The sequence below is a fragment of the Halorussus ruber genome (assembly GCF_004765785.1).
GTDB classification, from domain to species: Archaea; Halobacteriota; Halobacteria; order Halobacteriales; family Haladaptataceae; genus Halorussus; species Halorussus ruber.
On record NZ_SBIT01000001.1, the window covers coordinates 355,044 to 380,803 of the forward strand.

Here is a 25,760-nt window from a genome sequence, read left to right on the forward strand (position 1 = left end):
GTACAACGCCGACATGATTGAGTGGGAGGAGACGGATTCTGGGTTGCGCGTATTCGACCGCACGAAGACGGAGGTGTCGATAGAGACCGACAACTGGGAGGCGACCGACGCGGGCTACGACATCGACCGGCCGCTGGACGAGACGGTCTCGGGCTACGTCTCGGAGCTACGGCTCCCGCCTGCGCTGGTAAAAGCCAACAGCCTCACCTCGGACGAGGAGTACAAACACGGCGGCGACGCCGAGGCAATCGACCTCGACGCCGACGAGTACCTCCTCAACGTCAGCCTCAACATCAAGACCTACATCCGGTTCTCCGGCGCTGCGGTCGTCCGCAAGACCGAGGACTACACCGAACTCCACCTCTCCTTCCCCGAACCGACGCTGGTGACCTTCGGCTTTCGGAGCCACCACGAAGCGCCCGTGGACACGATGACGGTTCCGCCGACGCCCGAGGGCATCGCCACCGCAGTCACCTACTCGTCGTCCTCGCACAAGACAACCGGCGCGGATCGCTCGTACCCGACGCTTCGGGGCCACCCGCCCAAAATCGAACTCGGCGGACAGACCGAGATTCCCGACCCCGTGCGCGAGGAGCGATTCGACACGGGTATCGAGATGGTCGTCCCCGACGACTTCCGGTACGCCTTCGTCGCGGCCCCGCTGGCCTACTACTTGCAGGCCGAGATGACCGTCGAGGACCGACGAGCGCCGGTCCTGCGAGCGCCCGAGGCGGGCGTCGAGTACCCGTTCACGCCGCTCCCGGGCTTCCAGCACGAGGTCGTCGAACTCCTCCGGCGAGTGTTCTTCCTCGACTGCCTCGTGCGGAACGCGGGTCCCTACAGTTGGGACTTGGCCGAGATGCCACTCCTCGACCGGGTGGAAATCGACGCCGAGGCCACCTACGAGGCCACGCCCGGCGAGCAGTTGGCGACGTATCTCGACGCCCCCTACGAGCGCATCGACGGCGAACTCCCCGAGTGGCACCTCGCCATGCACGTCGAGCCGGTTCCGGACAACGCCACCTCCCTGCCGTACTTCCTCGACAATCTCGGGTTAGTCTATTTGCCCGAATCGACCGACTTGGAGAAAGACGAACTGCTGAACAAGTCCATCGACGACTTCTACCGCGCGGGCGAGACTCCACCGCGTTCGCCGAAACTCCTCCCACAGAAGTCCGCCGTTGGGATGGCGCGGAAGGGCCCCGGCGAGGTCAAATCCGTGGACCGACGCGACCCGATACTCCACGAGGGGAAGGTGAACGGGTGGCTCGCCGACGGCGTGCCGATAGACGTGTTCAAAGTAGTGCCTGAGGCCTACGAAAACCGGTTCAAGTACCTTGACCCAGAAGGCGGGGACATCGACGTGACGGTCATCCTCAACGACGAGGAGATGGTAGACGAACACGAAACGGCGGCCGAAATCTACGAAAACCGAGCGAGGGACCTCCCAATCGACGTGACCGTCCTCGAACACTGCTCGAAAGACGAACTTGCCAGCGTGTTCGAGTCGTCTCACGACTTCGTTCACTACATCGGTCATTGCGAGGAGGACGGCCTGCGATGCCGAAACGGGAATCTCTCTGTCGAGAGCATCGATGAGAGCAAAGTCCAGACGTTCTTCTTGAACGCCTGTGGGTCGTACTACGAGGGCCGAGACCTCGTGGAGAAAGGAAGCGTGGCGGGCGCGGTTACGTTCACGAAAGTCCTGAACAAGCAGGCGGCGAAAGTTGGTGTGGCGTTCGCCCAGTTGCTGATCAACGGGTACGACATCGCTCACGCCATCCAACTCGCCCGTCGTCGAATCATGATGGGGAAAGACTACGCCGTCGTCGGGGATGGAACTCACCAACTCACGCAAGCAGATAATCGGATTCCAGCACTCGGAGAGATTACTGAGGTCGACAAAGACACCGAGAAAAAGTACGAAATCGAGTATAATTCTCTAACGATAGACCAAATTGGTGGTTGTTACCAGTTGTACTTACCAGATACAGACAAGCTCAAACTTCACGGCAACGACACCACCGTCGCTATTTCTCAATCAGAGCTTCGTTCATTCCTTGACCGGGCAAAAATGCCGTTTATTTTCGATGGAGACCTATACTGGTCAGAGGAACTTGGCGAAAAAATATAGTCTGCTCTATGGTCCCATCGTACTACCGCCTGCTTCCTGCGTACTCAACTCGAGGAAGACTGAACTTCCAAGCATAAGCGAAAACGCGAAGTCCATCGCTCGCGGGTTGTCAGCGAACCATTGTCGAATCTTGCCTTGCATGGCTTGTTTCGTGTTAATCAGCAACACTACTTTATTGTTTCGTATCTTTCATGCGCCCGTAGGAGAAGAATAACCCAAGAAATCCGACGTTAAACCTACGCGAGCGCGTCCCGAATCTGGGACGCGCGAGCGAAATCCCCATTACGTCTTTCGATTTTCTCCGCTCACTGTTAATTGGCCCGGAATCTTCCATGGAACCCAAACCCCACACCGGGACCGGATTAGAATTGTACGACTGACTTCCAATACCATCCGTATAATCCGTGATTTCCCCCCGTTACTAACGTTAAAATTAAGTAGGGGTAAAACGTTTGTCGGTACATGGAGACCGAATCGAATTTACTCGACCAAGAAATAGCCGAAATCCTTCGGACGGTTCTCGACGAGGCCCCGGAGACGATGCTCGTCGTCAATCCGTCGAAGGACGCCATCGAACAGCTAATCAACGTCGCCACCGAGTACGAGGGCGACCTGCCCGAACTGCGCATGCTCGCCCAGTCGGGCACGCTGAAAGACGTGATGGAAGACTTCATCGTCGCCAGTAACGCCGCCGACCTCATCGACGCGGGGTCGCTGTCGCTGCGCACGACCGACGACGTGCCGAGCAACTCCCTGCTCGTCACCGAGGAGGTCGTCATCGCGCTCGTCACGGCCGACGACCGCGTGGGCGGCCTGACCGCCGACGACACCGAGTTCGTCTCGGAGGCCTACGACTCGTACTCCGAGCAGTTCGAGTCGGCCGACGACTTCTCGCTTCGCACGCCGCCGCTCTCGCGCGTCCGCGACACGCTCGGCGACGAGATCAGCCCCGACGCCCAGCACGACTTCGACGAGGTCCTCTCCTCGATGGAGACCGCCCGAGGAGACGGCGACGGGCTGGACGAGGTCACCATCAGCCTCCTCGTCGCGGCGAAGAACGAGGCCCTGCTGTACGACATCAGCAAGTGGGGCGAGGACGTCGGCATCGCCAGCAAGGCGACGTTCTCGCGGACGAAGACCAAGCTCGAGGACATGGGCCTCATCGGCACCGAGAAGGTCCCCATCGACGTGGGCCGACCGCGGCTCCGCCTGAAGCTGGCCAACGACGACCTGCGCAACGCCGACACCGACCAGCTCGCCAGCGTCGCCCAGAGCCTGCTTCACTGACGACCAGACTCACCATTTTTCGCGCGGTAGCTCCCGAGCGATAGCACCGCGTTTTTCCGGTCTCCCCGCCTCGATACCGCCATGAACGCACCGACCGTCGGACTCGTCGGGACCGGGCCGACTATCGATGCAGTAGCGGCGGCGCTCGCGGACGTGAGCGCCGAGACCGTCGAGTGCGGCCCACGACAGGTTGACACCGCCGACTTCGCCGTGGTCGCGGGCGAGGTCGGCGCGCAGGTGTTCGCCGAGGCGAACCGGACAGCGCGCGAGGCCGGGACGCCGTGGCTCGCGGTCGAACTCGGTGGTCTCGGCGGGCGCGCGCTCCCCGAGGTAGACGCCGCAGTCTCGGGATTCGCCTCGGCGACCGCCTGCTGGGAGTGTCTGCGGACCCGCGTCGCGGCGAATCCGGACGACGAAGGGGTGGCGAACGATTCGGCGACCGACTCGCCCCCCGAACCCGACCCGGCGACCGCGCGCTTCGCGGGCGCACTCGCCGGGCGAGAGGCCGCGACCCTCCTCTCGGGTGGCGAGTCGCGGGTTCTGGGCGGCGTCATCGAGGTCCCCCACGCCGAGCGCACTTTCCTCCCGGTGCCGGGATGCGAGGGCTGTGGCCACTCTGAATCCCGCTCCGGCCTCGGCCGCGAGTACCGCGAGACCGACTTGGAGGAGGCTCTCTCGCGGGCCGAGCAGGCCGTGGACGAGCGCGTCGGCGTGGTCTCCTCTATCGGCGAGGCCGAGTCCTTCCCCGCGCCCTACTACTTGGCGAACGTCACCGACACGACGCGCTTCAGCGACGCGCAGGCCGCCGAGCAGGCCGCGGGCGTCTCCGACGACTGGAACGAGGCGCTGATGAAGGCGCTGGGCGAGGCGCTCGAACGCTACGGCGCGGGCGTGTATCGGGCGAGCGACTTCGAGACCGCCAGCGCGGCAGAGTTGGAGACCCCAATCGCTCCCTCGGAGTTCCTCCGGCCAGAGGAGTGGCCCGACTTCTCGTCCGAGGACGAAATCGCGTGGGTCGGCGGCGAGGAGCTACGGACCGGCGAGTCGGTCCACCTGCCCGCCGAGTTCGTCCACTTCCCGCCGCCCGAACCCCGGTACAAGCCAGCCATCACGACCGGCCTCGGCCTCGGGAGTTCGACGGTCGAGGCCCTATTGGCGGGCCTCTACGAGACCGTCGAGCGCGACGCGACGATGATAGCGTGGTACTCGACGTTCGACCCCCTCGGGTTGTCGGTCGAGAGCGAACAGTTCGACGCCCTCCGGTCTCGCGCACGCGCAAAGAATCTAAATGTAACCGCCCTGCTGGTCACGCAGGACGTGGACGTGCCCGTGGTCGCGGTCGCCGTGCATCGGGACGGGGAGTGGCCCCGGTTCGCGGTCGGCTCCGACGCCGACCTGAACCCCGACGCCGCGGCCGAGTCGGCGCTGGCCGAGGCGCTCCAGAACTGGATGGAACTCCGGTCGATGGGCGAGGAGGACGCGGCGGACGCCGACGGCGCAATCGGGCGCTACGCCGACTTCCCCGAGGCGGCCCGCGCGTTCGTCTCGCCCGAGACGACCGTGCCGAGCGCGAGCGTCGGTCCGGACCGCTCCCTCTCCGGGGAAGCCGAACTCGACGCTCTCCTCGCCCGACTCGCCGACGAGAATCTCCCGGCCTACGCCGCGCGCCTGACGCCCCGCGACGTGGCCCAACTGGGCTTCGAGGCGGTCCGAGTCTTGGTCCCCGACGCCCAACCCCTCTTTACTGGGGATGCCTTCTTCGGCGAGCGCGCCCGCGAGGTTCCCTCCTCGCTCGGGTTCGAGTTTCGCCCCGACCGCGAGCATCATCCCTATCCCTGATTTTCTATTTTATCTATCCACCGACCGATTTCGGCCGGTGAACCAACCGATTGATTTCGACCGGCGAACCGATCATCTGCAGTCCTCGGCGGACTGAAAGGGCGAGCGCGGTTCGCGGACCGTAGGTCCGTGGTCGTCTCAGCGACCCCTATCGGCGCGGGCGTTGCTGAGAGCGCCGATATGTCGCTGAGAGACCGCGAACCGCGCGAGGGCTTTCGAGGACATTGCGGTCCCGTCTGCTCCTGCGGTTCTGAGCGCGAGGGCTGTTAAATCGAAGTCTCACCCGTCTCCGAACCTTACCGCAACCACAACCGACAACACGAGTCGCCGAACTACCCACGGGCGTGTACCCGCCGACTCGTCTCGCTGGCTACGCCGTACTGCTGGTGACGCCCGCCGCTCTCCTCGCTCGCGCGCTGGTCGAGACCGGCGTCTCGGTCCCCGTCGCCGGTCTGGAAGTCGGACTGGCCCTCGCCGGAGGAGTCGCGGTGGTCGCCGAACACGAGCGCGCGCTGGTCGCGCCGGATGCGCTCGACCTCGGACCGAGCGACGCCGCCGACGCGCTCGCGGTCGTCGGCGCGGCGGTCGTGACCTACCTCCTGAGCGTTCGCGCCGGACTCGGGCCGGTCGTGGCCTCGGCGCTCGTCGGCCTGCTGGCGGGCGTCCTCGCCGACGAAATCGCGGTCGCGGCCTACTGCGGGTCGTTCGTGGGTATGGCCTCGCCCGCGCTGTTCCCCTCGGTGAGCTACCTCGCGCTGGCGGGCCTGCTGTCGGGCGTCGCGTTCGTCGCGGCCGAGCGCGCCTTTTCGGGGTTCGGCGGCAAGTTGGGCACGCTCGCGCTGTTCGGCTGTGCGACCACGGCGGTCCTGACCGACGCGACCTACGCTGGAGGGAGCGCGCTCTCGTGGACGCAGGCCGCGCTCGTCGTGCCGGTTTCGGTCGCGGGCGCGGTCGGCGCGGTGGTCCTGAGCGTCCGCCTCGAACTGGGTGCGGTCATCGGCTCTGCGCTCGTGGGTCTCATCGCTGGCCTCGGCTTCCCCGCGATTCCGATTGCCCCCGGCGAGACGCTGGCCGCGGCGGCGTTCTGCGCGTCGTTCGTCGGCATGTCCTCCTCGGAGCGCCTCGACGGCGAGGGTCGGGTCGCGCTCGCGGGCGCGGTCTGCGGCCTCGTCTTCGTCGCGGTCGGAGCGGCGTTCGCTGGCGCGGGCGGGAAACTCGGCACGACCGCGTTCGTCGCCTGCGTCACGACCGCTGGCGCGGAGCGCCTGTTCACCGCCGCGGTTCCGCTCCCGAACAACTAATTGCTTCTTTGCTCCTCTCTTAGATTTCTCCATCACCTACCTGTATTTTCGAACTGAGATGACTCCGAAGTCAGCGGACCCCGGTCGGTGACTTGCGTAAGCAGGGGTTTTATGTCGAACACCGTCATACGCGCTAACGTATGACATTCTCGAACAGCGCTCGCTATCGGGGGGTACGCCGATGACGTCCGAGTTCGACCTCGGGTGTGCGACCTGCGGGACGTCGCTGACTCGCCGGGAAGTCGCGGCCGAGAGGCTCGGGTTCGGTTCGTTCGACTCGCTGGAGGTCGCGGAGTGCCCGAACTGCGGGGGTCGGTACTTCCCGGAGACGACGTTGGAGCGATTGGGAACCTGAAACGCCGGTCCGGGGAGTGGGGCGTCGATTTAATCGGATTTCCAGAAAGTAAAATTTTGTTCTACGAGAGCTGATTCCGGGGCAAACCACCATACCGTCCGCATCCATTGATAGCGATATGAGTTCTAACGACAGACCGACCGTCGAAGACGTGATGTCCACGCCGCTGGAAACCATCTCGAAGGACGCGACCGTGACGGAGGCGGCCCAACAGATGCGAGAGAAGGACATCAGCGCGTTAGTCGTTCCGACCACGCCGCGAGCGATTATCAGCAGTACGGACGTTCTCGACGCCGTCGCCGACGGGCGCGACACCTCCGAGCTACAGGTATCCGACGCGATGACGACCGACGTCGAGACCGCCACGCCCGACCTCTACATGGAGGAGGTCGCCGCGATGATGACCACCTACGGCATCAAACACCTCCCGGTCGTCGACGACGGCTACGTCGGGATGGTCTCCTCGACCGACGTGACCGCGCACCTCTCGTAGGCGACGCACGTCGCTCGGAGACGGAACAGAAAAATCGAATCCCGTCAGATACCGAACGTCGCCCGGAGCATGTCTCGCGTGCCGGGACCGAGGCCGACCGCGACGATGGCCACCAGCAGGAGGATGGCGTAGCGCGGACTCTCCTCGAATATCTCCTCGTCGAACACCCAGACGACGAACACCGCGGCCACGATTTTCACCACGAGGAAGGGCCACGCCGTCCCGATGAGGTCCACGACCGGTTCGGGGAACTGCTCGCCGACGCCGATGAGCGCGCGGTTCACGGGATGCTTGGGCACGAGGTCTGCGGGCAGTCCCAACTCCTTCGCCCAGTCGATGCCGACGACGTTCGCCACGCCGTCCACCGAGTGCGCCCAGATGACGACCAGTCCCATCTTCTCGGTGCCCTGATTGACCTCGGGCGCGTAGCGCTTGACCGCCTCCCACGTCAGCCACGTCACGAGGGTCGCGCCAACCAGCACCACGACCGAAATCTGCGGGAAGAAATCGACGTACTCGGTCGTGAACGCGAGGTTGGTTAGATAGGCGATGGAGGTCGCCAGCAGGGCGGTGCCGACGCCCGCCAGCGGATACAGGTAGGTGTCGGTGATTTCCGAGCGCTTGAGCCAGATGCCCCCTAGCAGCGCCGCCAGCGTGATGGCGAACATCGTGAAGTAGATGATCGGGCTGATGATGAGCGTGTTCCACGGGAAGGTGATGGCGGCGTCGGCGGGCGAGAGGCCGTCGAAGGCGTCCTCGACCACGCGGAGCGCGCCGCCGAACAGCATGAACGGGAACAGCGCGTAGAACAGCTCGCGGTCCTGTCCCACGTCGAGTCGCCGGAGCATGAAGACGACGCCCAGCAGCGCTAACAGCATCGTGATGGCGTACCCGACCTCAGAGACCAGCGTGTAGCCGGGATAAGCGACCGGTTCGGCCGCGGCCGAACACGCCGCGGCGTCGTAGAGGTACGACACCGACCCGTCGGCGTAGGCCGCACACTGAGCGCTCTTGGCGTCGGCCAGCACCGGCCCCCAGAAGTAGTGCCAAATAAATCCGTAGTAGACGCGCTCCGGGAAGACGAGCGCACCGCCGACGAGCGCCACGAGTATCGCCGTAATCGCGCCGCCCCAGAGGCGTTCGGTATCCGTACTCTCGGTTGCGGTACCCATGTTTGCCAAGGCGGAACCGGACGGTTTTACGGTTCCGGTCTCGCCTCGGTCGTACCCGGGTCCGAGTTAGATTTCTCCGTCCTCGATGGGAAGTTCCTCGGTCTCGTAGGGCGTCCCGAGAATAACCATCGTCTGCGAGCGGGCGAAGCCATCCATCTGAGCGATATTCTCGAACATGAGCTCGCGGAGCTTGTCGGCGTCCTCCGCGTAGACTCGCATGAGAACGTCCCACGAACCGGTCGTGAGGTGGACCTCCTGCACGCCGGGGATGTCTTCGAGTCGCCCGAGGGTGTCCTGCTCTTGGCCCTGTTCGACTTGCAGGCCCACAACCGCCGAAATTCCGTAGTCTAAGGCCTTGGGGTCCACCTTCGCGTGGTAGCCCTCGATGACGCCCGCCTCCTCCATCCGGTTGACGCGGTCGTGAACCGTCGCACTCGACATGTCGATTCGGCGCGCGATTTCGCTAAACGGCGTCCTCGCGTTCTCTTGCAGGGCTTCTAAGATTTCGCGGTCAGTATCATCGAGTTCCATATCCTACATCAGATTCTTTCAGACTATATATCCTTAGAATTCTCTTCGTCAGCGGCGAGTGATTCTGTTTCTTCTCACTCGACACGTTTCGTGGCTTCGACCAGTTCGTCGTGGGCCTCGCCGTTCGAAGCGACGAGGCTCTCCGAACCGTGTCGCCACGGGTCGCCGTGGAGGTCGGTGACGGTGCCGCCCGCCTGCCGGACCATGTGAACGCCCGCGACGGTGTCCCACGGGTTCGGGTCCACGTTCGTCACGGCCCCCTCCAGCGACCCGGCCGCGACCATGCCGAGGGTGATCTGCGCGGACCCGAACCGCCGGATGTCGGCGAAGCGCTCGACCAGTTCCCTGCACATCGCGGCGTACTCGTCGCGGCGGTCGAACCCCCACCAGAACGTCGGCGCGACGGTGAACGTCTCGGGGTCGGTCCGCTCGCTGACCGTGACGGACTCGCCGTTGAACCGGGTCTCCTCGGGGCCTGCGAGGAAGGTCTCACCGAGCGCGGGGGCGTCGTTGACCGCCGCGACGGGTTCGCCGTCCACCACCGCGGCCACGCTGGTCGTCCACACCGGAATCGACCGGACGAAGTTGTTCGTCCCGTCGATGGGGTCGATGACCCACACCGGCCCCTCGTCGGGAACCTCCTTCAACTCGTCTTCCTCCTCGCCGACGATTGCGTCCTCGGTGTACTCCTCGCGGATGACCTCGATGACCCGCCGCTGGGCCTCTCGGTCGGCCTCGGTCACGACGTCGGTCTTCTCGGACTTGGTCTCGACTTCGATTCCCTGCCGGAAGTTCCGCGCGGCGATTTCGCTCCCCGCCTTCGCGGCGCGCTCGGCGACCGCGAGGCGCTCCTCGGCGTCCTTGGTCATGACTCGGTGGTGGGCCGTCGCGGGAAAAGCGTTGTCGGTTTGTTGGTTCTGACTCAGTTCCATAGGGCTTCGTATCTGGTCGACACTGAGGGTGCTACTTCAGTGCGTTTCCTATCGCCGTCTTTATCTAATTTTAGGCGGGCAAGATCCTTCCCCACCGAGCAACGCAGACCGAAGGCCGAGTAGCGTTGACGAGATCGAAACTCTCGTTCGCACATTAGAACGCTTCGCGTTCTATGAACCAGTAGCGAGGGATACGCCCGCCGTCATCAACCATCAAACGAGCTAAAACGCAAAATTTAACCTAAATTCAGCTTAATAGTCAATAGAATGGTTCAGACACTCCAGCAAAACCTCCGTGGGCTATCCGCCGACGAGTACGAGGTACTGCGGAGTCTGAGCCACCTCTCGAAAAACCTCTACAATAAAACGCTCTACGAAGTGCGCCAGCACTACTTCGACAACGGCGAGTACCTCACCTATTACGACGCCTACGATCAGTTGAAGACCAACTGGAATTACGAGGTACTTCCGAGTCAGGTCGCTCAACAAACGATGAAACAGGTCGATAGGGGATTCAAGTCGTTTTTCACTCTCGTAGAGAAAAAGCACGAGAACAACTACGACGCCGACGTAAGCCCTCCATCGTACCTACCGAAAGACGGGTTCTATACGCTCGAGTATCCGTCGCAGTCGTTTCAGGTCAAAGACGACCACATTCGGCTCGGTATCCCACGAGCGTACCGCGACGAGTTCGACTGTGACCTAACCGAAATCCAAATCCAGTTCACCTACGACGAGGTGCGAGACGCGAATATCAAGCGCGTCCAGATTCTCCCGAAGGCCGACGCGCAATACTTCGAGTACCGTGTGCTGTACGAACAGGATGTGGAGGAAGTCGAGACGATTGAGGGGTCGTGGCTGGGTATCGACCTTGGCGTGGACAATCTGGCGACGTGCGTTGACCATCGAGGCCACTCGTTCATCGTGGACGGTCGGCACCTCAAATCTCAAAATCGGTGGTTCAACAAACGACTCGCCCACTACCAGTCCATCAAGGACAAACAGGGTATCGAGGGCACGACTCGTCGTATCGAACGGCTGCACCAGAAGCGTCGGTACGCCGTCAACGACTACCTCAACAAGACGGTTCGCACTATCACTGACTACTGTATCGAGAACTGCATCGAGACCGTGTACGTTGGTGATGGGAAGGGCTGGAAACAGAACGTGAACCTCGGTGATAGGACGAACCAGAATTTCGTCCAGATTCCGTTCGACACGTTAAAACAGAAGTTGAAGCACAAACTCAACGCCCGAGGTATCGAGTTCGAGTTAGTGCCTGAAGCCCATACGTCGAAATGCTCATTCTACGACGAAGAGACCGTCGAACACCATGACGACTACGTTGGCGAACGTGTTGAGCGTGGACTGTTCGAAGCGTCGGACAAGACGCGCTATAATGCCGACGTGAATGGTGCGGTGAACATGGCTCGAAAGGCCACAGGTAAGCCCAATTCGGACTTGTTTGAGTCCGAGGAGGGTGTAGAGCGGGCTGTGGACGCCCCACGTCGAATAAGCCTCTCGGATATGGAGGAACCTTCGACGGAAGCCCCTGCCTCAAGGAGCGAGCGCGTTAGCGCGACCGAGTAGGCAGGGGTAGTCCACATACCCGCCTCATTAGGGAAAACGTCTGGCGCGAACCCCGGACGGAAGCAAGAGCGGGGCAACCAACCCTGGCCAACGGCGGCGGACTCAAGACGCGCGAGCTAACGCCTTTGCTACCGCCCGCACCGCTACGGCCCTGCTACCCTATTTCGTCATGGGTTTCAGGTTCCATTCGAACCATGACTGAATGGAACCTCAAATCCGAGTCCACCCGGAGTATTGATTCACAATTAGTCGAAGTTGACTTTCCGCTCGTACCGGATGCTGAATCGAAAGGAAGGAAACACCCTGTACGACGTGACGAAGTGGCTCAGTTACACGACTATCCTGACGACGAAAAGGGCCTATTCGCACTTCGACAGGGTGTAAGATTAGTCCGAATTTACGGCCACAGGTTGTCCGTTAATTACCGCGTAGCAGGGAATCTGTTGGTATCGTCTCCGCACCTTCAGGTAGGAGTTCCTGATTCACGAACTGCCGTGCCTCGCCCGACATAAACGCCGGGATTGGATGGCCTCCTTCTCGCTCAACCCCTTCAAGGTTCCTACTTAGGTCAATGCTTCCGTCGAAGAAGTCCACAGTTGTTTGCGAGCCAGCACTCTCGACGGTCAGTTTGAATTTAGTGTAGGTGTCTCCCCCAACATTCGTGAACGGATTATCATCGTTCTCCATCCAGTCCTCCAGTTCGTTTACATCGAGATTGATGCTTCCTTCATCCGTCGCTGTGTACGTCATCTTCTTTCCAGTCGAAGATGGCGAGAACGCATCGTTGAACCGTCCCCCGAGTTTGTGAGGACTTTCCGTGGTTTCGACTACAAGCCGCTTGATGCGACTTGCATTACGGATTGTGCTGTAAACATCTTCTTCGGAGATTCTTCCCATCTCCTGCGAGATGCCCGTCGGTAGCTTCTTTTGAAGCGCGTCTTGGAACCGGCCTTTTATGCCAATGTTACCCCGTTCTTCCAGAACTACGATTGCTTCCTGCGGCTCTTCTTCCGGGATGTGGAGCAGGAAGTAATAGGGTGTGTCTGGAGCTTCAACAGAGTCTATGACTTCGGACTCCGATTCTCCGGTTTCCGTGTTGTAGATGTCATACCGTTGGCCGTACTCGCCGTAGCGGAAAATGCCCTCCACGATGTGGTGGTCGTAGTCTATCCCCAGTTCCCCGTCCTCTCCGCTGACCCGGAGGGTTTTTTGGAGGTCTTGGTCAACGTGGGCACCTTGACGAGTCTGCCAGTCTTCACAGTACCGCTCGAAGAGTTCGATGAATGTCTGCGGTGCGTTTGACAGGTCTTCTCGGTATTCGTCCTCGAAGGTGTTTGTGTAGATGAGATTCAGCAGGTCCGCGTATTCGATAGTTTGCCCCTTCTCCCGTACCTTGAGATTATACGGAATCAGTTTGTTTCTCGCTACCGTGTTGGGTTGGTTGTCATAAAGCCTTTTTGAGACCAGAGTGAAAGTGAAACTGTATCAGCGAAACAGGCAGGCAAGCAGACGGTACTCACGGTGCTGGTATTATATAAATAATTTGTATATTTGGACCGCGTCTGGGCGCGGCGCGTGTGTTTACTGACGCATACCGAAGGTTGGTACAACCACAACAAGCGATGCAGAGCCGTTCCAACCGCAAGTGGAGTTAGTCCGATTCCGAAGAGGTTTAAATATCCGAAACCCTTTGGAACAAACGGGAACCCGAATCCCAAAACCAAAAAGACCGCATCACGCCCCAAGACGGCGGGTGCAAAACAAGTGCGAGGGTAGCCAAGCCTGGCCAACGGCGGCGGACTCAAGATCCGCTCCCGTAGGGGTCCAAGGGTTCGAATCCCTTCCCTCGCACTCACAGCGTGGCTTTGCCACGTTACAAACGAGTGCAGGAAGACCGCTTCGGAGCGTTCTTCCCTCGCAAAACTGACGGCCCACGCGGGCCCTCGCAAACTTCTCCGACGCTACTTGGGTAGTGGCTTCTTTGGGGTTTTCTCGACGCAACCGTGAGCGCGAACTGCAGAAGTAGCGTGATGAATGCTTCTTGAAGCCCCCGCCCGGTCGCTTTGGATTACGACCGATTCGAGGGGGATTCGTCACCGTGAACGCCTCTTGAAGCCCCCGCCCGCTCGCGGTCGCTCCGCGGCATATCCTCGGCTCTCAGCACCGGAAGACAAACCGCGTCTTCCGAGCCGTCACCTCACTTCGTTCGGTGAGACACCGCCCGCCTCGGATAGGGGCCGCGGAGCGACTAAACTGAACGCGACCGGGCGGCCCCTTCATCCCACCCACGGCAGTTGGTCGGTCGAGCGTTTGCCCCGGTGGAAAGTCCCACAGAGCGCGTGCCTCACGCCTCCCCAGCCTCCTCACTCCTTCGCGTTGCTCAGTCGTTCGTCCCTCGCGCGAAATGGCGCGGCGATAAACCGCCGCGCCAGCACGCGCCGAAAGTCCTCGTTCCATCCGGCTCTCGCAGTCCCGTAGCCACCAACACCTAATCCCGTGCAGGTTGTGAACACACCGTTATGCACTGGGAACGACGCAGAGACCTCGAAGGCGGCAAAGAAATCGGCGTCTGGCTACTCGTGGACGACGGAAGCGTCGAGCGCGAACTCTACGTCGAGAGCCACGAGTACCGCGGCGGGAACTTCGACGTGTACACGATGGCTGACGACGAGTGGAACCACGAAGGCGAGTTCGACACCAGCGAGGAGGCCTTCTCGCGGGCGCTCGAAATTCTGGACGAGAGCGGACACCCAGTCGAGGGCGACTGACCGCGGTCAGTCGTCCGAGGGAACGCCCGGTTTCTCGTCGTCCCGAACGTCGGCGTCGCGCCACGTCCCGCGCTTGAACCACGCGACGGCGACGACAGCGCCGACGATGTTCGAGACGACGAACGCCCACCAGATGCCGGTCTGGTCCATCCCGGCGTACTGGGTGTTGTACCACGCGACAGGCAGGCGGACGATGCCGAGCATCAGGATGGCGATGGCCGCCGCGACCATCGTCTTGCCAGCGCCGCGGAACCCGCCGGTGTAGGCTCGCATCACGCCGATGAAGCCGAAGGTGGGCGCGACGTACCGGAGGAAGGTCGCGCCGATGTCGATGACTTCGGTCTCGTCGGTGAACACCGAGACGATGGGTTCGGCCCCGAACCAGATGAGGACGCCCATCGCGGCCAGCACGACGAACATGATTTTGGCGGCGAAGTCGTTGGCGCGCGCCGCCCGGTCCGGTTTGCCCGCGCCGATGTTCTGGCCCGACATGGTCTCGACGCCGCGGGCCACCGCGATGGCGGGCAGGAAGATGACCGAGAACACTCGCACGCCGATGCCGAACGCCGCGACCACGGTGTAGGGAAACAGGCCGACGACGTACATCAGCAGGTTGACCGAGAGCGCCCGGCCGGTCCCCTCGATGGAGGCCGGAACGCCGATAGCGAGGAGTTTCTTGAAGTAGTCGAGGTCCGGGCGCATCTGCGAGAGGTGAATCTGGACGCCTCGCTCGCCCTGCAGCATGATGCCCAGACCGACCACCATCGCCAGCGCCCGAGAGAAGATGGTGGCGACGGCCGCGCCCTCGATGCCGAGCGTGGGGAACGGTCCCCAGCCGAAGATGAGGAAGGGGTCGAGAATCACGTTCACCACGACGGTTCCGAACATCACCACCATCGGCGTCACGGTGTCGCCGTAGCCTCGCATCAGCGAGACGAACACGAAGAAGCCGAACATGAACGCGATGCCGAGCGAGATGACCTGCATGTACGACTCGGCGCGCCACAGCACGTCGGGCGAGGCCCCCAGAAACGCGAGGAAATCGCCGACGAAGGTGTAGCCGATGACGCCCAGCACGACCGACGCGAGGAGCGAGAAGGTAACGGTCTGAGACGCGGCGTACTCGGCCTTCTCGGGTTCCTCGGCCCCGGTGTGCTGGGCGACCAGAATCGACCCCGCCACCGACAGACCCATCCCGAGCGAGATGAGCAGGAACACCATCGGGAAGGCGAAGCTGATCGCCGCCAGCGCCTTCGTGGAGTACTGGCCGAGCCAGAAGGTGTCAGCGAGGTTGTAGGCGGTCTGGAGCAGGTTCGTGATGACGATGGGCAGCGAGAGGTAGAACAGCGGCCATCCGACCGACCCGTCGGTCAGGTCCAACTGCGACTGGTCTTTGAACAGGCTTCCGAGTCGCTCGCGGACGCTCATTCGAACTCGACCTCCCGGTCTACGTCCTCGGCCAGCAAGTCGCGCTCGACGTACTCCGCCAGCGAGCGCCGCGCCCCCGAGAGGGGTTCGTCGGTCGAGATGGCGCGGGTGTGCGCCCCGTCGAAGACGGTTGCGAAGAACTCCGCGACCTCCTCGGGGTTGGCGTCCGCCCGAAAGACGCCCGACTCCACGCCGTCGGCGACGATACCCCGAATGCACTCGCGGATGTGGTTGTCGAACTCGGCGAGGCGTTTGCGGAACTGTTCGTCGTAGGGCGCTTGGGCCTTGATTTCGAGCATCGCGGTCCGGAAGTCCCGGCGGTCCTCGTCGTCGGCCTCGTCTAAGGCCTCGTCCACGACCGCGGCGAGTCGGTCGAGGGGGTCGCCCTCCTCGTCGGCCCCGAATCGGTCGGCGAACGACTCGAAGAGGTGGTCTAAGAAGGCCAGCAGGAGGTCGTGTTTGGTGTCGTAGTGGTAGTGGAGCGACGACTTGCTCGCGTCGGTCCGGTCGGCGATGTCCTGCATCGTCACCTCCGCGTAGCCGTGTTCGCAGAGCGCGCAGTAGGTCGCCTGCATCATATCTTCGGTAGTCTCGTCAGTCTGGCTCGCAGTCACTACCAGAAACTAACTGACCGGTCAGTCAAAAGGGTTCGGAAAGCGGAGCCTGATGATTACTCTACAAGCCACAATTTCCATCTATACAAACTCTTTATTAGTGAGGAAAATTCTCCGATGATGGTTAACGAACTTCCTACAAACAGAGCGCAATCGCGTTTAAGCGAGAAAAATTATACGCCGCATGATGCTGTTATTGAGTTCTATGCACACCTTCTTCAGATGGATAGCGAGGCGATTGATTTGCGCCACGAGATTTCCTCAGAAGACCTTGGATTAACAGGATTCAAAAAATGGCGTACTTTAAAAACGCACGAGTTATCTTATGTAGGAATATTGGATGATTCGATTGAGGCCAGGGAAGCAGTCATCCATGGTGAACCGCATCGTTTTGAGCGGGTAGATACTGGATTTGCAGAGGCGGAAAACGATTTTAGCCGATCAAGGCCAAAAATCACTAAGCAACTGAATTCAACTGTTGACGAACTTGCGCGTACTCGGAGGACCCTTACAGAGAAACAGAATGCCGCAACGACTCGGATGGGACTTACACTCTCGGTCGTTGCGGTCGCTATTTCCATGATCTCTGTTCTCGTCTCCGTCGGCTTGCAGTACCTATAGAATTAGTAGTGAACTCAACTCAGTCGAACAACCGGACCGGCTTCGCCTCCCGCCCCGCGAAGTGGTCGTCCAGTTCGCCCTTCCGCCGTTTCACCTCGGCGGGTTCGTGGGAGTCGGACCCCGCGACGAACCGGACGCCGCGCTCGCGGAGGGTCGCCCGGAAGTCGCTCGCGGGGTGGAACTCGCCGTAGTTCCGGCGCACGCGCCCGGCGTTGATTTCGGGGACGGTTCGGGAGTTCCGGAAGGCGTCGGCGACCATCGCGTGGTGGTCGGGCGTGGTGTACCCCCGGAGTTCGGGGGTGCGCTCCACGAGGTCCGGGTGGGCCGCGATGTCGAACAGCTCCGACGCCACGAGGTCGGCGAGTCGCTCGTAGTAGTCGTCCACGAGTTCGCGGCGCTCGCGCTCGGACATGTCGGCGAAGGGGCGACTGCTCTGGACGTTGACGCCGTCCACGCGGTGAACGCTCCCGATGGCGTAGTCGAAGTCCGCCTCGTCGAGGAGGGCAGCGATGTCCTCCTCGTCGCGCGGGTCGTAGTCGAGTTCCACCGCGTCGAAGATGCGAACGTCTGCCTGTTCGCGCATCGACTCGATGGCCTCGCGCCGGAGGGGATAGGTCTGGTCGAGGTTGAAGCCGAACTCGCGCTTGGCCCGGAGGAGTTCGTCGCGCGCGGCGACGTTGCAGTGGTCCGCGAACCCCACCGCGCGCAGGCCTGCCTCCTCGGCGGCGGCGACCATCGACGGCATCACCTCGCCGTCCGAGTAGTTCGTGTGGACGTGGTAGTCGTGGGCGACGGGCACGCCTACTGCTTCACTCTCTGGAAGCGTATCTGTTTGGGTGGCGTCCCTCGGCGACGGGTCGATATCGACCCGTCGTGACATCCCGGCTGAAGTCCGAGCGACTCCGCGTTGGTGGCCGTACCGGTCAGACAGTTCTATAGACGTTTCAAAGAAATAATAACACGTCTTATAAATATATGTGGATGTGTTTAGATTGATTTCTCATTTCTCACGCGGTCTTCCGGACCACCACTCGTCCCATTCCCTCGACGGTCACGACGCACCCCGCGTATCGGAACGTGACCGAAACGTCCGACTCGCCGCTGTCCCAGGCCCGCTCGAACAGCGCGTTCAGGGCGTCGGTGTCTACTACCTCGTAGAGCGGCGGAAGTACAGTCGGGTCGTTCATGCCGGACACCGACGCTCCCGACAGCGCGGCGACGGCCGCGACGACGGCCTCGCTCGGCGTTTGGTCGGGAATCGGTTGGTACCTGACTTCGCGGTTTGACGCACTCCCCCGGTCGCTGGCCTTTGCCATGCGTTAGCAATGGAGGCCCGACGTGAATCGCTCTTCGTTGGAGGGCCAACCCTTTCAGTACCAGCGTCGGCGTCGCTCTCGCCGTCGAGCGCGTTCTGAACCAGATTCGTCTGTCCGCGCCGGAGTCGCGCCGAGAGGGCTTGGTCGGAGATGCCGAGGTCCGCGGCCAGTTTCGCCAACGTGATTCGGCGCGGTACGTCGAAGTATCCCGCCTCCAGCGCACGGACGAGTGCTTCGCGTTGCGGGGCCGTGATGCCGAACTGGTCGGCGTCGGCGTTCTCTCCCGCCCGGTCGTAAATTCCGATGAGTCGGAAGGGGAGATTGTTCTCGCGGAAGGCGTCCCGGTAGGCCAACAGCGCCTCTCTGTCGGGTACTCGCGCTCGAATCTGTGACTCGGTGGCGTCGGCGGTCACGTCGAGAAACGTGATGTCGTACCTCGCGGCGGTCTCGTGGGTCGTCCGCTCGGGGGCCGCCGGAGAGAGCGTCACCCGGTAGAGCCGCCGGTCGCAGAGATTCACGAGGAGGTTGTAGTCGGCCGCGGTCGGCTCCTCGTCGAGGGCCGCCTCGAAGGCGTCGAAGTCGTCGCCGCTCGCCCAGAAGACGTACTTCTGGCCCTCCTCGGAGGTCTGACGCACGTCCTCGGTCTCGAACTCCATGTCGGGCACCGCGTCCCTCGCGTCCCGAAGTACCGGCGAACTGACCGCGAACTCGACCACCGAACTCGTAGCGGATACTTGGACGTAGCATAAAGATGCCTCTCGTAAGTAAGCATCTCGGCTGGCCTCCTCTGATGCTTGCGAATTCTCGGCTCGTGACTGGTCGCCACCGACGACGTTACCCGACTGTGGGCCGACGTTCCGGGCATGGACGAACACACCCGCGACGAGTCGGTCGGCCCGCCGAGGAGGGGAACCCCGACCGGGTGGCTCCCCGCCGAGGGTCGGTGGGAACACGACACGCTCCGGAGAGCCACCGCCCACGGGATTCGGCTGTTCAACGCCGCGGAGTTCCACGAATCCCACGATTGTTTTGAAGCAGAATGGTACAACTACGGGAGCGGGACCACCGAATCGAAGTTCCTCCACGGGATGGTGCAGGTCGCGGCGGGTGCCTACAAGCACTTCGACTTCGAGGACGACGGCGGGATGCGGAGCCTCTTCGACACCGCCCTCCAGTACCTCCACGGCGTGCCCCGGGACTACTACGGCGTGGACGTGCTGGACGTCCGCGAGACGATGACTCGGGCCTTGGACGACCCGACCGAACTCCACGGCTGGCAGATAACGCTCGACGGGACTCGCCCGGTCGCCGACGAGTCGGATTTCGCCTACGCCGAGTCGCTGGAGTAGCTTCGAAATCGGCCCTGCCACTCGCTTTTACGCCCACTTCGATAGTTTGTATCGGGTTCCGTATGCGTAATCAAAAATATCGACAACTTATAAACCTCGACTCTCGAAAGCTAACACAGAGTGGTCCCCGACTGCTCGCACATCGACCCTCGCCCGAAAGGAGGCTACTAAATGACTACGACCGACTCTTTCCGAGACGCGACGGCGGACGCCCGACCGCACAGTTCCGAGCGCGACGCCTCGCTCGACGCGACTTTCGACGCGCTCGCCAATCGGCGGTGTCGGGCTCTGCTCGGGCACCTCTCCGAGAGCGGCGACGCGCTCGTCGTGGACGACCTCGCGGACCGACTCGCCGACGAGTTGGACGACGATTCGGCGAGCGAGGCCCGTCTGCTGACCTCCCTCCACCACACTCATCTGCCGAAGCTCGCGGACGCGAAACTGGTCGAGTACGACGCCGACCGGGGTCTCGTCCGCTTCCGGTCCGATTCCCGGTTCGACTCGCTGGCCTCGACCGTCGAGTCGCTGGAATCGGCCGACCAGCCGAGTTCGACCGACAGGCTGTTCGAGTTGCTCGCCGACTCCCGGCGGCGACAGGCCCTGCGCACGCTGGTCCGCCACGAAGACCTGTCGCTTCCGGACCTCGCCGACGAGGTCGCCGTCGCCGAGTACGACCGGCCGCTCCCGAACATCGACCCCGACGACGTGCTGAAGATCTACCTCTCGCTGTACCACACCCACGTCCCGAAGCTCGCCGCCGCGGACCTGGTGAACTACGACCAGGACGGCGACCACGTGGCCCTGACCGAGGCTGGCAAGCGACTCGAATCGCCGCTTCGGTCGCTCTGGGACCCCGACGACAGATAGGAGTCGAAACGCTCAAAAGGGAGCGTTGCCGCTTTTTCGTCAGATGCGAATCGAGCAGCTAGGCGAGGGCACGCCGGAGATCGCAGTCGTCGCGGCCATCCACGGCGACGAGCCGTGCGGCGTTCGGGCCGTCGAGCGACTGCTCGCCGAGTCGCCCGCGGCCGAGCGCCCCGTGAAGTTCGTCGTCGCCAACGAGAAGGCCCTCGAACGCGACGTTCGGTACGTAGACGAGGACCTCAACCGCGCCTTCCCCGGCGACGCAGACGCCGACACCCACGAGCGTCGGCTCGCCGACGCGCTGGCCCGCGAGGTTCGGGACTGCACCACCCTGTCGCTTCACTCCACCCAGTCCTACGCCGAACCGTTCGCGCTGGTCGATACGATTGACGCCGTCGCGCGCTCGGTCTGCCCCTACCTCCCGGTCTCGGTCGTGGTCGAGACCGAGGCCGAGAGCGACGGGCGACTCATCGAGTACCCCCACGTCGTCGAAGCCGAGTGCGGCCTCCAGCACTCCGAGGAGGCCGCCGAGAACGCCTACGACCTGATTTGCGGCTTCCTCACCGCGACCGGCGCGCTCGCCGACGACGCCGAACCGGTCGCTGGCGACGACTGCGAGTCGGTCGACGTCTATCGGCTCGGCAGTCCGGTGCCCAAGACCGAGGCCGACGACTACGAGGTACTCGCCGAGAACTTCGAGCGAGTCACCGAGGGCGAGGCGTTCGCCGCCGCCGACGGCGAGGAGTTAGTCGCCGCCGAGTCGTTCTACCCGGTGTTGATGTCCGCCTACGGCTACGAGAACGTCTTCGGCTATCGGGCCGAGCGCATCGGCGTCCTCGAAAGCTAACCGAGACGCCGCGCCGACTGATTCTGCGAAGCGCCGCGCCGACTGGTTCTGCGAAAACCCGCGCTGGACGGCGGAATCCCTTGCGCCGAGGGACACGGAAAGAAGTTTGCGGTCGATTCGACGCTCGGCGACAGCGAGGAGCTACTCCTCGTCCGACGCGAGCAGGTCGTTTTCGCGGAGGTAGGACTCGATTTCGTCGGTGTCGAGCGTCTTGTACTGTTCGGTCTCGACGTCCACGGTCGCAATCGCGGCACCCTCAGGCTCTAGCTTGTCGTCTTTGGCCTGTGCGAGCGCGTTGAGCGACAGCGAGATGCCAGCGTCCAGGTCGAGGTCCTCGGTGTAGTTCTCCTCGAGGTACTCCTGAATCTCGCCGCGGTCGGCACCGATGGCCAGCGCCTTCCACTCGTTGGGCGTGCCACTCGGGTCGGTCTCGTAGAGTCGCGGCTCGCCGTTGGCGATGCCGCCGATGAGCAGCGCCGCGCCGAACGGTCGCGCGCCGCCGACCTGCGTGTACTGCTGGATGTGGTCGGTAATCTCCTTGGTCAGCGTCTCCAGCCCGATGGGTTCGCCGTAGCGGAGGTAGTTGACCTGCGCCTGCTTTCGCGCGAAGTCGATGAGCTGGCGCGCGTCGGCGACGTGGCCCGCCGAGGCGATGCCGATGTGGTCGTCGGCCTTGTGGAGCTTCTCGATGCTCTGTTTCTCCATGAGCTTCGACCGGATGTGCTTGTCCACGGTGAGGACGACGCCGTCGCTCGTTCTCACGCCGACGCACGGCGTGCCGCGTTTGACCGCTTCGCGGGCGTACTCGACCTGGTAGAGCCGTCCGTCCGGGGAGAAGATGGTAATCCCTCGGTCGTAGGCCTGCTGTTGACTTTGTCCCTGCATAGTATCACTCGAAATCGAGTTCCGTCGCGCCCGCGAACGTGCTGTCGGTCCGCACGTCGAGGAGTCCGTCTCGCTCGACTGCCGACCGCTGGTCGTCCCCGAACACGACTTTTCTCTCGTCGTGAATTTGGCCGTCTGCTCCTAAATACTTTTCTTCACAGGCACGGACCGTACCGCTTATACCGCGGACGCGAAGGCCTACGGGGTCGTTTCGGATTTCGTCCACGCAGGCCAGCGCCGCGCGGGCTTGCTGGGCGTGGCCGTGGCGCGCCCGGACGATGGCCTCGCCGGTCCCGTCGCCGAACTCGAACTGGAGGACCTTCAGGTCGGCGTCGGCGCTCCCGGCGTCGCCCAGCAGGTTCTGGGCCGCGAACCAGACGCTCCGCTGGAAGTCCCGCCGGTCGAAGTCCGCGTCGGGCCACGCTTCGAGGCCGACCGCGATGTAGCGCCACCGCGGTCGGAGGTGCTTGGGGAGGTGTTTCATCGGTCAGTTGGCGGTTGTTAGGGTGGCGAGGGCTTGAAAGGTGGGAATCAGAATGGACGAAGAAGAAGCCTCGTAAGACTACGCCCTGCGACCGCACTCAGCTACCGGCAGAGAAGCGACGAACGACTTTAATTCGCCGCGCAGTTGTTCGGCCCCAACTCCAAGTCCTCGGCGTCCTCGGTCAGGGGCTCCTCGCCCCAGTTAATCGACTTAATCTGGTTGTAGTTCGCTGGCTCGTCAGAGAGGCTCTCGACGATAGTCTCGACGAACGCCTCGCGGTCGTCCTCGCCGAACAGGTCGTTGCTCTCTTCGAGGTCACCCAGCGTGGTCGCCAGCGGGCGAATCTCCTCGTCGTTGAAGTGGCCCGGCAGGACCACGGTGTCCTCGGGCAGGTCCGCGAGGAGGTCCAGACTGTCGAATAGCTCCTCGGCCCCCTCGCGGATGTCGGTCTCGGTGTCGCCTTCGAGGTCCGGGCGGCCCACGCTGTCGATGAATAGCGTGTCGCCCGACAACAGGCCATCGCCGACGAGGAGCGAGACGCTCCCCGGCGTGTGGCCCGGCGTGTGGAGGACCTCCAGCTCTCGGTCGCCGACTGCGACGGTGTCGCCGTCAGCAATCGGCTCGTAGTCGTCCAAGTCCCCGCCGTCGTCCTCGTGGAGGTAGTAGGGCACGTCGAGTTCGCGCCCGCCGGAGACGTGGTCGGCGTGGGCGTGGGTGTCGATTGCGCCGACGAGTTCGAGGTCGCGCTCCGCGGCGAGGTCGCGGTACTCGTCGGTGTAGAGGCTCGGGTCGACGACCACGGCCTCGTCGTCGTCGTGGACGAGGTAGGAGACGCATCCCGTGCCGGGACGGACGACCTGAATCACGCCGTCGAGGGACTCGACCTCGTAGGGGACGTGGACTTTGCCCCACCCGCGCATGCCGTCTTCGACCGACTTGGCGTCGTAGCCCTCGTCTTGGAGGTACCCCGCGGCATCGTCGGAGGTGACGCCCCCGATGCAGATGACCGCGATTTCCTCGTCCTCGGGAATCTCGTCCAGCGACTCCTCCAGACCGGAGAGGTCGCCGTCGGCCAACTCGTCGTAGATGGGGAGATTGTGGCTTCCCTCGATGGCCCACTCGTCGTAGTCCTCCTCGTTTCGCACGTCGAGGATGAACAGGTCTTCGTCGTCGCGTCGGTCGGCTACTTCGTCAGGACTGATAGTCGGGCTTTCTTGCTTTGTCTTGCTCATGTCGGGCAAGACTACCGCCCCCGAGCGGATAAACCTAATGGGGTCGTTGGACATCGAGAACTCCGTCCCTGACGCGACTGTCTCCGGCAGAGAGCGCAATTTTCCGCTCTCGACTCGGCGAGTACTTTCCCGCTTCGGACGATGTATCGCCGTCGGTGGCCGTTTTCCGACTGTTTTAATCTTGTAATCCGGACTCAAGACAAATTTGTTCGAGTCCTGATTAGAGAAGGCGAGAGTTGGCCACCGCCGAGGCGGCGGACACGCTGACGAGATGAAAACGCTCAGACAGGTAGGAAAACAAACCTCGTTGTTAGAGAATTGTGTACCTGTCTAAAGAAAACAAGAAGATTGTTTTGCAGAACTCCCTACTCGTCTTCGCCGCCGTCACCGCCGCGCTCGGCCACCAGCACGCCGACCTGCTCGTGGACGCGTTCGACCGCGGTCAGCGCGAATCCGGCGTCGGTCAGCGCGTCCGCGAGGTGGCCCACGGTCGAGGGGTCGTCCACTTCCGGGCTGTAAAACGGCTCGTCGGGGTCGGGTTCGCCGAAGAACATCACGTCGCCGAGGACGAACTTCCGGGGTCCGATTTCGGCAATCGCCTCGATGGCTTCGACCTTCTCGTCGTCGCTGAGGTGGTGCATGGCGAAGTTCGAGACGACGACGTCCGCCTCCTCGACGTTCGGCTCTCGAAATCTCCCTTCCCCGAACTCCACGTTGTCGAGGCCCTGCTCGGCGGCCTTCTCGCGGGCCTGCTCCATCATCCCCTCGCTGATGTCCCGACCGACGACTCTCCCGGCGTCGTCAGCCAGCGAAAGCGCGATGGCTCCCGTGCCGGTACCGAGGTCCGCGACAGTGTCCCCGGAGCCGGGGCTGGCGTGGTCGATTACGAGCGAGACCGACGCGCGGTACTCCTCGGTGTTGTTCTGGCTGTCGTCGTACTCCCTGGCGATGTCGTCGAACCGCGAGGCGTGTTCCTCAAGGCTCCTCTTCATACCTGCCGCGTTTGACCCCCGGTGCAATGAACTCGTCGGACATTCGCTCGCGGTTGCGCTCGGCCAGCACGGCCCACTCTTCCAGTCCCTGCCGAATCTGATCTGTCGAGAACCCGATCGCCTCGCCCACCGCGGCGAGTTCCCGCGGCGCTCGCAGTTGGAGGTGCGAGCGCGGATTCGCGCTGACGACGTAGGGCGCGTCGTACTTCTCGACCAGTTCCCGAAGCTTTCGCAGGTCCTGCAATGCTTGCACTCGCGGCCCGCCGTCGTTCCGGAGGACGCGCGCGAGGTCGAACTCCACCCGAACCCCGTGTTCGACCGCGGCCTTCGCCAGCACGTGGTTGAAGTCACCCCGTTCACGCATCGGATGCGCCAGCACGTCCACCCGGTCGGACTCGACCGCGAACCGGTTCAGCGCGTTGGTCCCGCCGTGGAGCGCCAGAATCGTCTGCTTTGGCCGGTAGTTCCCGACGTGGCCCGACGCCACGTCGGGGTTGTCGGCCCGAATCTCGATGGCGTCCACCATGTCCACGCCGTACTCCTCGGCGATTCGCGCTCGGTCGTAGTCGGCGGTCGCGTCGCTATGGTTGCGCACCACGACGCCGTCGAGGCCGTACTCGGCGGCGGTGGCGGCGAAGCGCGCGACGGTGCTGTCGCCGTCGGGGTGGGCGTGGACGCCTTCGTAGACAGGCATGGACTGCTCTCTGGCGGATATTCTCCCGGCGG

Annotated in this window: 26 protein-coding genes and 1 tRNA gene; 13 read left to right on the forward strand and 14 right to left on the reverse strand. The window is 62.8% G+C overall.

Annotation, left to right across the window (positions count from 1 at the left end; all coding sequences use genetic code 11):
* The first annotated feature begins 13 nt into the window (after window positions 1-13).
* The 6 genes from EPL01_RS06345 to EPL01_RS06370 all read left to right on the forward strand — a co-directional run bounded on the left by EPL01_RS06345 (window position 14) and on the right by EPL01_RS06370 (window position 7,409).
* Window positions 14-2,134, forward strand: a complete 2,121-nt coding sequence (locus tag EPL01_RS06345; protein ID WP_135824410.1) for a hypothetical protein — start codon at window positions 14-16, stop codon at window positions 2,132-2,134.
* A gap of 462 nt (window positions 2,135-2,596) precedes the next feature.
* Entirely contained in the window at window positions 2,597-3,421 is an 825-nt protein-coding gene (gene tbsP / locus EPL01_RS06350) for a transcriptional regulator TbsP (RefSeq protein WP_135824411.1), read from the forward strand.
* Between the two features lie 81 nt (window positions 3,422-3,502).
* A complete protein-coding gene (locus tag EPL01_RS06355; protein WP_135824412.1) occupies window positions 3,503-5,260 on the forward strand; it encodes a YcaO-like family protein in 1,758 nt (585 codons plus the stop codon).
* Window positions 5,261-5,604: 344 nt separating this feature from the next.
* Window positions 5,605-6,561, forward strand: a complete 957-nt coding sequence (locus tag EPL01_RS06360; RefSeq protein ID WP_135824413.1) for a hypothetical protein — start codon at window positions 5,605-5,607, stop codon at window positions 6,559-6,561.
* Window positions 6,562-6,742: 181 nt separating this feature from the next.
* Window positions 6,743-6,916, forward strand: a complete 174-nt coding sequence (locus EPL01_RS06365; protein ID WP_135824414.1) for a zf-TFIIB domain-containing protein — start codon at window positions 6,743-6,745, stop codon at window positions 6,914-6,916.
* Between the two features lie 118 nt (window positions 6,917-7,034).
* Window positions 7,035-7,409, forward strand: coding sequence for a CBS domain-containing protein (locus EPL01_RS06370; protein ID WP_168215829.1), 375 nt, complete (start codon window positions 7,035-7,037; stop codon window positions 7,407-7,409).
* 44 nt (window positions 7,410-7,453) lie between these two features.
* On the opposite strand, the gene EPL01_RS06375 is transcribed toward EPL01_RS06370, so the two are convergent.
* The 3 genes from EPL01_RS06375 to EPL01_RS06385 all read right to left on the reverse strand — a co-directional run bounded on the left by EPL01_RS06375 (window position 7,454) and on the right by EPL01_RS06385 (window position 9,981).
* Window positions 7,454-8,581: a DUF63 family protein gene (locus tag EPL01_RS06375; protein WP_135824415.1), complete on the reverse strand. Its 1,128-nt coding sequence runs from the start codon at window positions 8,579-8,581 to the stop codon at window positions 7,454-7,456.
* Window positions 8,582-8,647: 66 nt separating this feature from the next.
* The gene (locus EPL01_RS06380; RefSeq protein ID WP_135824416.1) at window positions 8,648-9,112 is read right to left on the reverse strand and encodes an Lrp/AsnC family transcriptional regulator; all 465 of its coding nucleotides are present in this window, start codon (window positions 9,110-9,112) and stop codon (window positions 8,648-8,650) included.
* 74 nt (window positions 9,113-9,186) lie between these two features.
* Window positions 9,187-9,981 carry an inositol monophosphatase family protein gene (locus EPL01_RS06385; protein ID WP_135824417.1) on the reverse strand — a complete coding sequence of 265 codons (795 nt, stop codon included), beginning with the start codon at window positions 9,979-9,981 and terminating at the stop codon, window positions 9,187-9,189.
* Between the two features lie 330 nt (window positions 9,982-10,311).
* Here EPL01_RS06385 and EPL01_RS06390 point away from each other — a divergent pair, with 330 nt between their 5' ends.
* Window positions 10,312-11,634, forward strand: coding sequence for an RNA-guided endonuclease InsQ/TnpB family protein (locus tag EPL01_RS06390; protein WP_135824418.1), 1,323 nt, complete (start codon window positions 10,312-10,314; stop codon window positions 11,632-11,634).
* 417 nt (window positions 11,635-12,051) lie between these two features.
* Here the strand turns inward: EPL01_RS06390 and EPL01_RS06395 are convergent, their stop codons facing one another.
* A complete protein-coding gene (locus EPL01_RS06395; RefSeq protein ID WP_135824419.1) occupies window positions 12,052-12,783 on the reverse strand; it encodes a hypothetical protein in 732 nt (243 codons plus the stop codon).
* Between the two features lie 617 nt (window positions 12,784-13,400).
* Here EPL01_RS06395 and EPL01_RS06400 point away from each other — a divergent pair.
* Both EPL01_RS06400 and EPL01_RS06405 read left to right on the forward strand, forming a co-directional pair.
* Window positions 13,401-13,485: transfer RNA gene (locus tag EPL01_RS06400), tRNA-Leu, on the forward strand.
* Between the two features lie 668 nt (window positions 13,486-14,153).
* Window positions 14,154-14,402, forward strand: a complete 249-nt coding sequence (locus EPL01_RS06405; RefSeq protein ID WP_135824420.1) for a hypothetical protein — start codon at window positions 14,154-14,156, stop codon at window positions 14,400-14,402.
* A gap of 6 nt (window positions 14,403-14,408) precedes the next feature.
* Here the strand turns inward: EPL01_RS06405 and EPL01_RS06410 are convergent, their stop codons facing one another.
* On the reverse strand, window positions 14,409-15,830 hold the full coding sequence (locus EPL01_RS06410) for an MATE family efflux transporter (RefSeq protein WP_135824421.1): 1,422 nt from the start codon (window positions 15,828-15,830) through the stop codon (window positions 14,409-14,411).
* Complete coding sequence (locus tag EPL01_RS06415) at window positions 15,827-16,444, reverse strand: TetR/AcrR family transcriptional regulator (RefSeq protein ID WP_246045638.1); 618 nt, start codon at window positions 16,442-16,444, stop codon at window positions 15,827-15,829. The genes EPL01_RS06410 and EPL01_RS06415 overlap by 4 nt, the downstream gene beginning before the upstream one ends.
* 117 nt (window positions 16,445-16,561) lie before the next feature.
* Between EPL01_RS06415 and EPL01_RS06420 the strand changes: the two genes are divergently transcribed.
* A complete protein-coding gene (locus EPL01_RS06420; protein ID WP_168215830.1) occupies window positions 16,562-17,065 on the forward strand; it encodes a hypothetical protein in 504 nt (167 codons plus the stop codon).
* Window positions 17,066-17,084: 19 nt separating this feature from the next.
* On the opposite strand, the gene EPL01_RS06425 is transcribed toward EPL01_RS06420, so the two are convergent.
* The 3 genes from EPL01_RS06425 to EPL01_RS06435 form a co-directional block, all read right to left on the reverse strand.
* Entirely contained in the window at window positions 17,085-17,864 is a 780-nt protein-coding gene (locus EPL01_RS06425; RefSeq protein ID WP_246045639.1) for a PHP domain-containing protein, read from the reverse strand.
* A gap of 208 nt (window positions 17,865-18,072) precedes the next feature.
* Window positions 18,073-18,261, reverse strand: coding sequence for a HalOD1 output domain-containing protein (locus EPL01_RS06430; protein WP_246045640.1), 189 nt, complete (start codon window positions 18,259-18,261; stop codon window positions 18,073-18,075).
* Window positions 18,249-19,097, reverse strand: coding sequence for a helix-turn-helix domain-containing protein (locus EPL01_RS06435; protein WP_210424081.1), 849 nt, complete (start codon window positions 19,095-19,097; stop codon window positions 18,249-18,251). The genes EPL01_RS06430 and EPL01_RS06435 overlap by 13 nt, the downstream gene beginning before the upstream one ends.
* 147 nt (window positions 19,098-19,244) lie before the next feature.
* On the opposite strand from EPL01_RS06435, the gene EPL01_RS06440 reads away from it, so the two are divergent.
* From EPL01_RS06440 to EPL01_RS06450, 3 genes are all read left to right on the forward strand, one after another.
* Complete coding sequence (locus EPL01_RS06440; RefSeq protein ID WP_135824425.1) at window positions 19,245-19,730, forward strand: DUF309 domain-containing protein; 486 nt, start codon at window positions 19,245-19,247, stop codon at window positions 19,728-19,730.
* A 171-nt stretch (window positions 19,731-19,901) separates the two neighbouring features.
* Window positions 19,902-20,597, forward strand: coding sequence for a DUF7344 domain-containing protein (locus tag EPL01_RS21985; RefSeq protein ID WP_210424082.1), 696 nt, complete (start codon window positions 19,902-19,904; stop codon window positions 20,595-20,597).
* A gap of 43 nt (window positions 20,598-20,640) precedes the next feature.
* Entirely contained in the window at window positions 20,641-21,441 is an 801-nt protein-coding gene (locus tag EPL01_RS06450; protein ID WP_135824426.1) for a M14 family metallopeptidase, read from the forward strand.
* Between the two features lie 141 nt (window positions 21,442-21,582).
* Here EPL01_RS06450 and psmA read toward each other — a convergent pair whose 3' ends face one another.
* The 5 genes from psmA to EPL01_RS06475 form a co-directional block, all read right to left on the reverse strand.
* The gene (psmA, locus tag EPL01_RS06455) at window positions 21,583-22,326 is read right to left on the reverse strand and encodes an archaeal proteasome endopeptidase complex subunit alpha (RefSeq protein WP_135824427.1); all 744 of its coding nucleotides are present in this window, start codon (window positions 22,324-22,326) and stop codon (window positions 21,583-21,585) included.
* Between the two features lie 4 nt (window positions 22,327-22,330).
* Window positions 22,331-22,810, reverse strand: coding sequence for an Rpp14/Pop5 family protein (locus EPL01_RS06460; RefSeq protein ID WP_135824428.1), 480 nt, complete (start codon window positions 22,808-22,810; stop codon window positions 22,331-22,333).
* 128 nt (window positions 22,811-22,938) lie between these two features.
* Window positions 22,939-24,042: an MBL fold metallo-hydrolase gene (locus tag EPL01_RS06465; protein WP_135824429.1), complete on the reverse strand. Its 1,104-nt coding sequence runs from the start codon at window positions 24,040-24,042 to the stop codon at window positions 22,939-22,941.
* A 365-nt stretch (window positions 24,043-24,407) separates the two neighbouring features.
* Window positions 24,408-25,034 carry a class I SAM-dependent methyltransferase gene (locus EPL01_RS06470; RefSeq protein WP_135824430.1) on the reverse strand — a complete coding sequence of 209 codons (627 nt, stop codon included), beginning with the start codon at window positions 25,032-25,034 and terminating at the stop codon, window positions 24,408-24,410.
* Window positions 25,018-25,728 (reverse strand): RNase P subunit p30 family protein, encoded by a 711-nt coding sequence (locus EPL01_RS06475; RefSeq protein WP_135824431.1) that lies wholly within the window; start codon window positions 25,726-25,728, stop codon window positions 25,018-25,020. Before EPL01_RS06475 ends, EPL01_RS06470 begins: the two co-directional genes overlap by 17 nt.
* Between the last annotated feature and the right edge of the window lie 32 nt (window positions 25,729-25,760).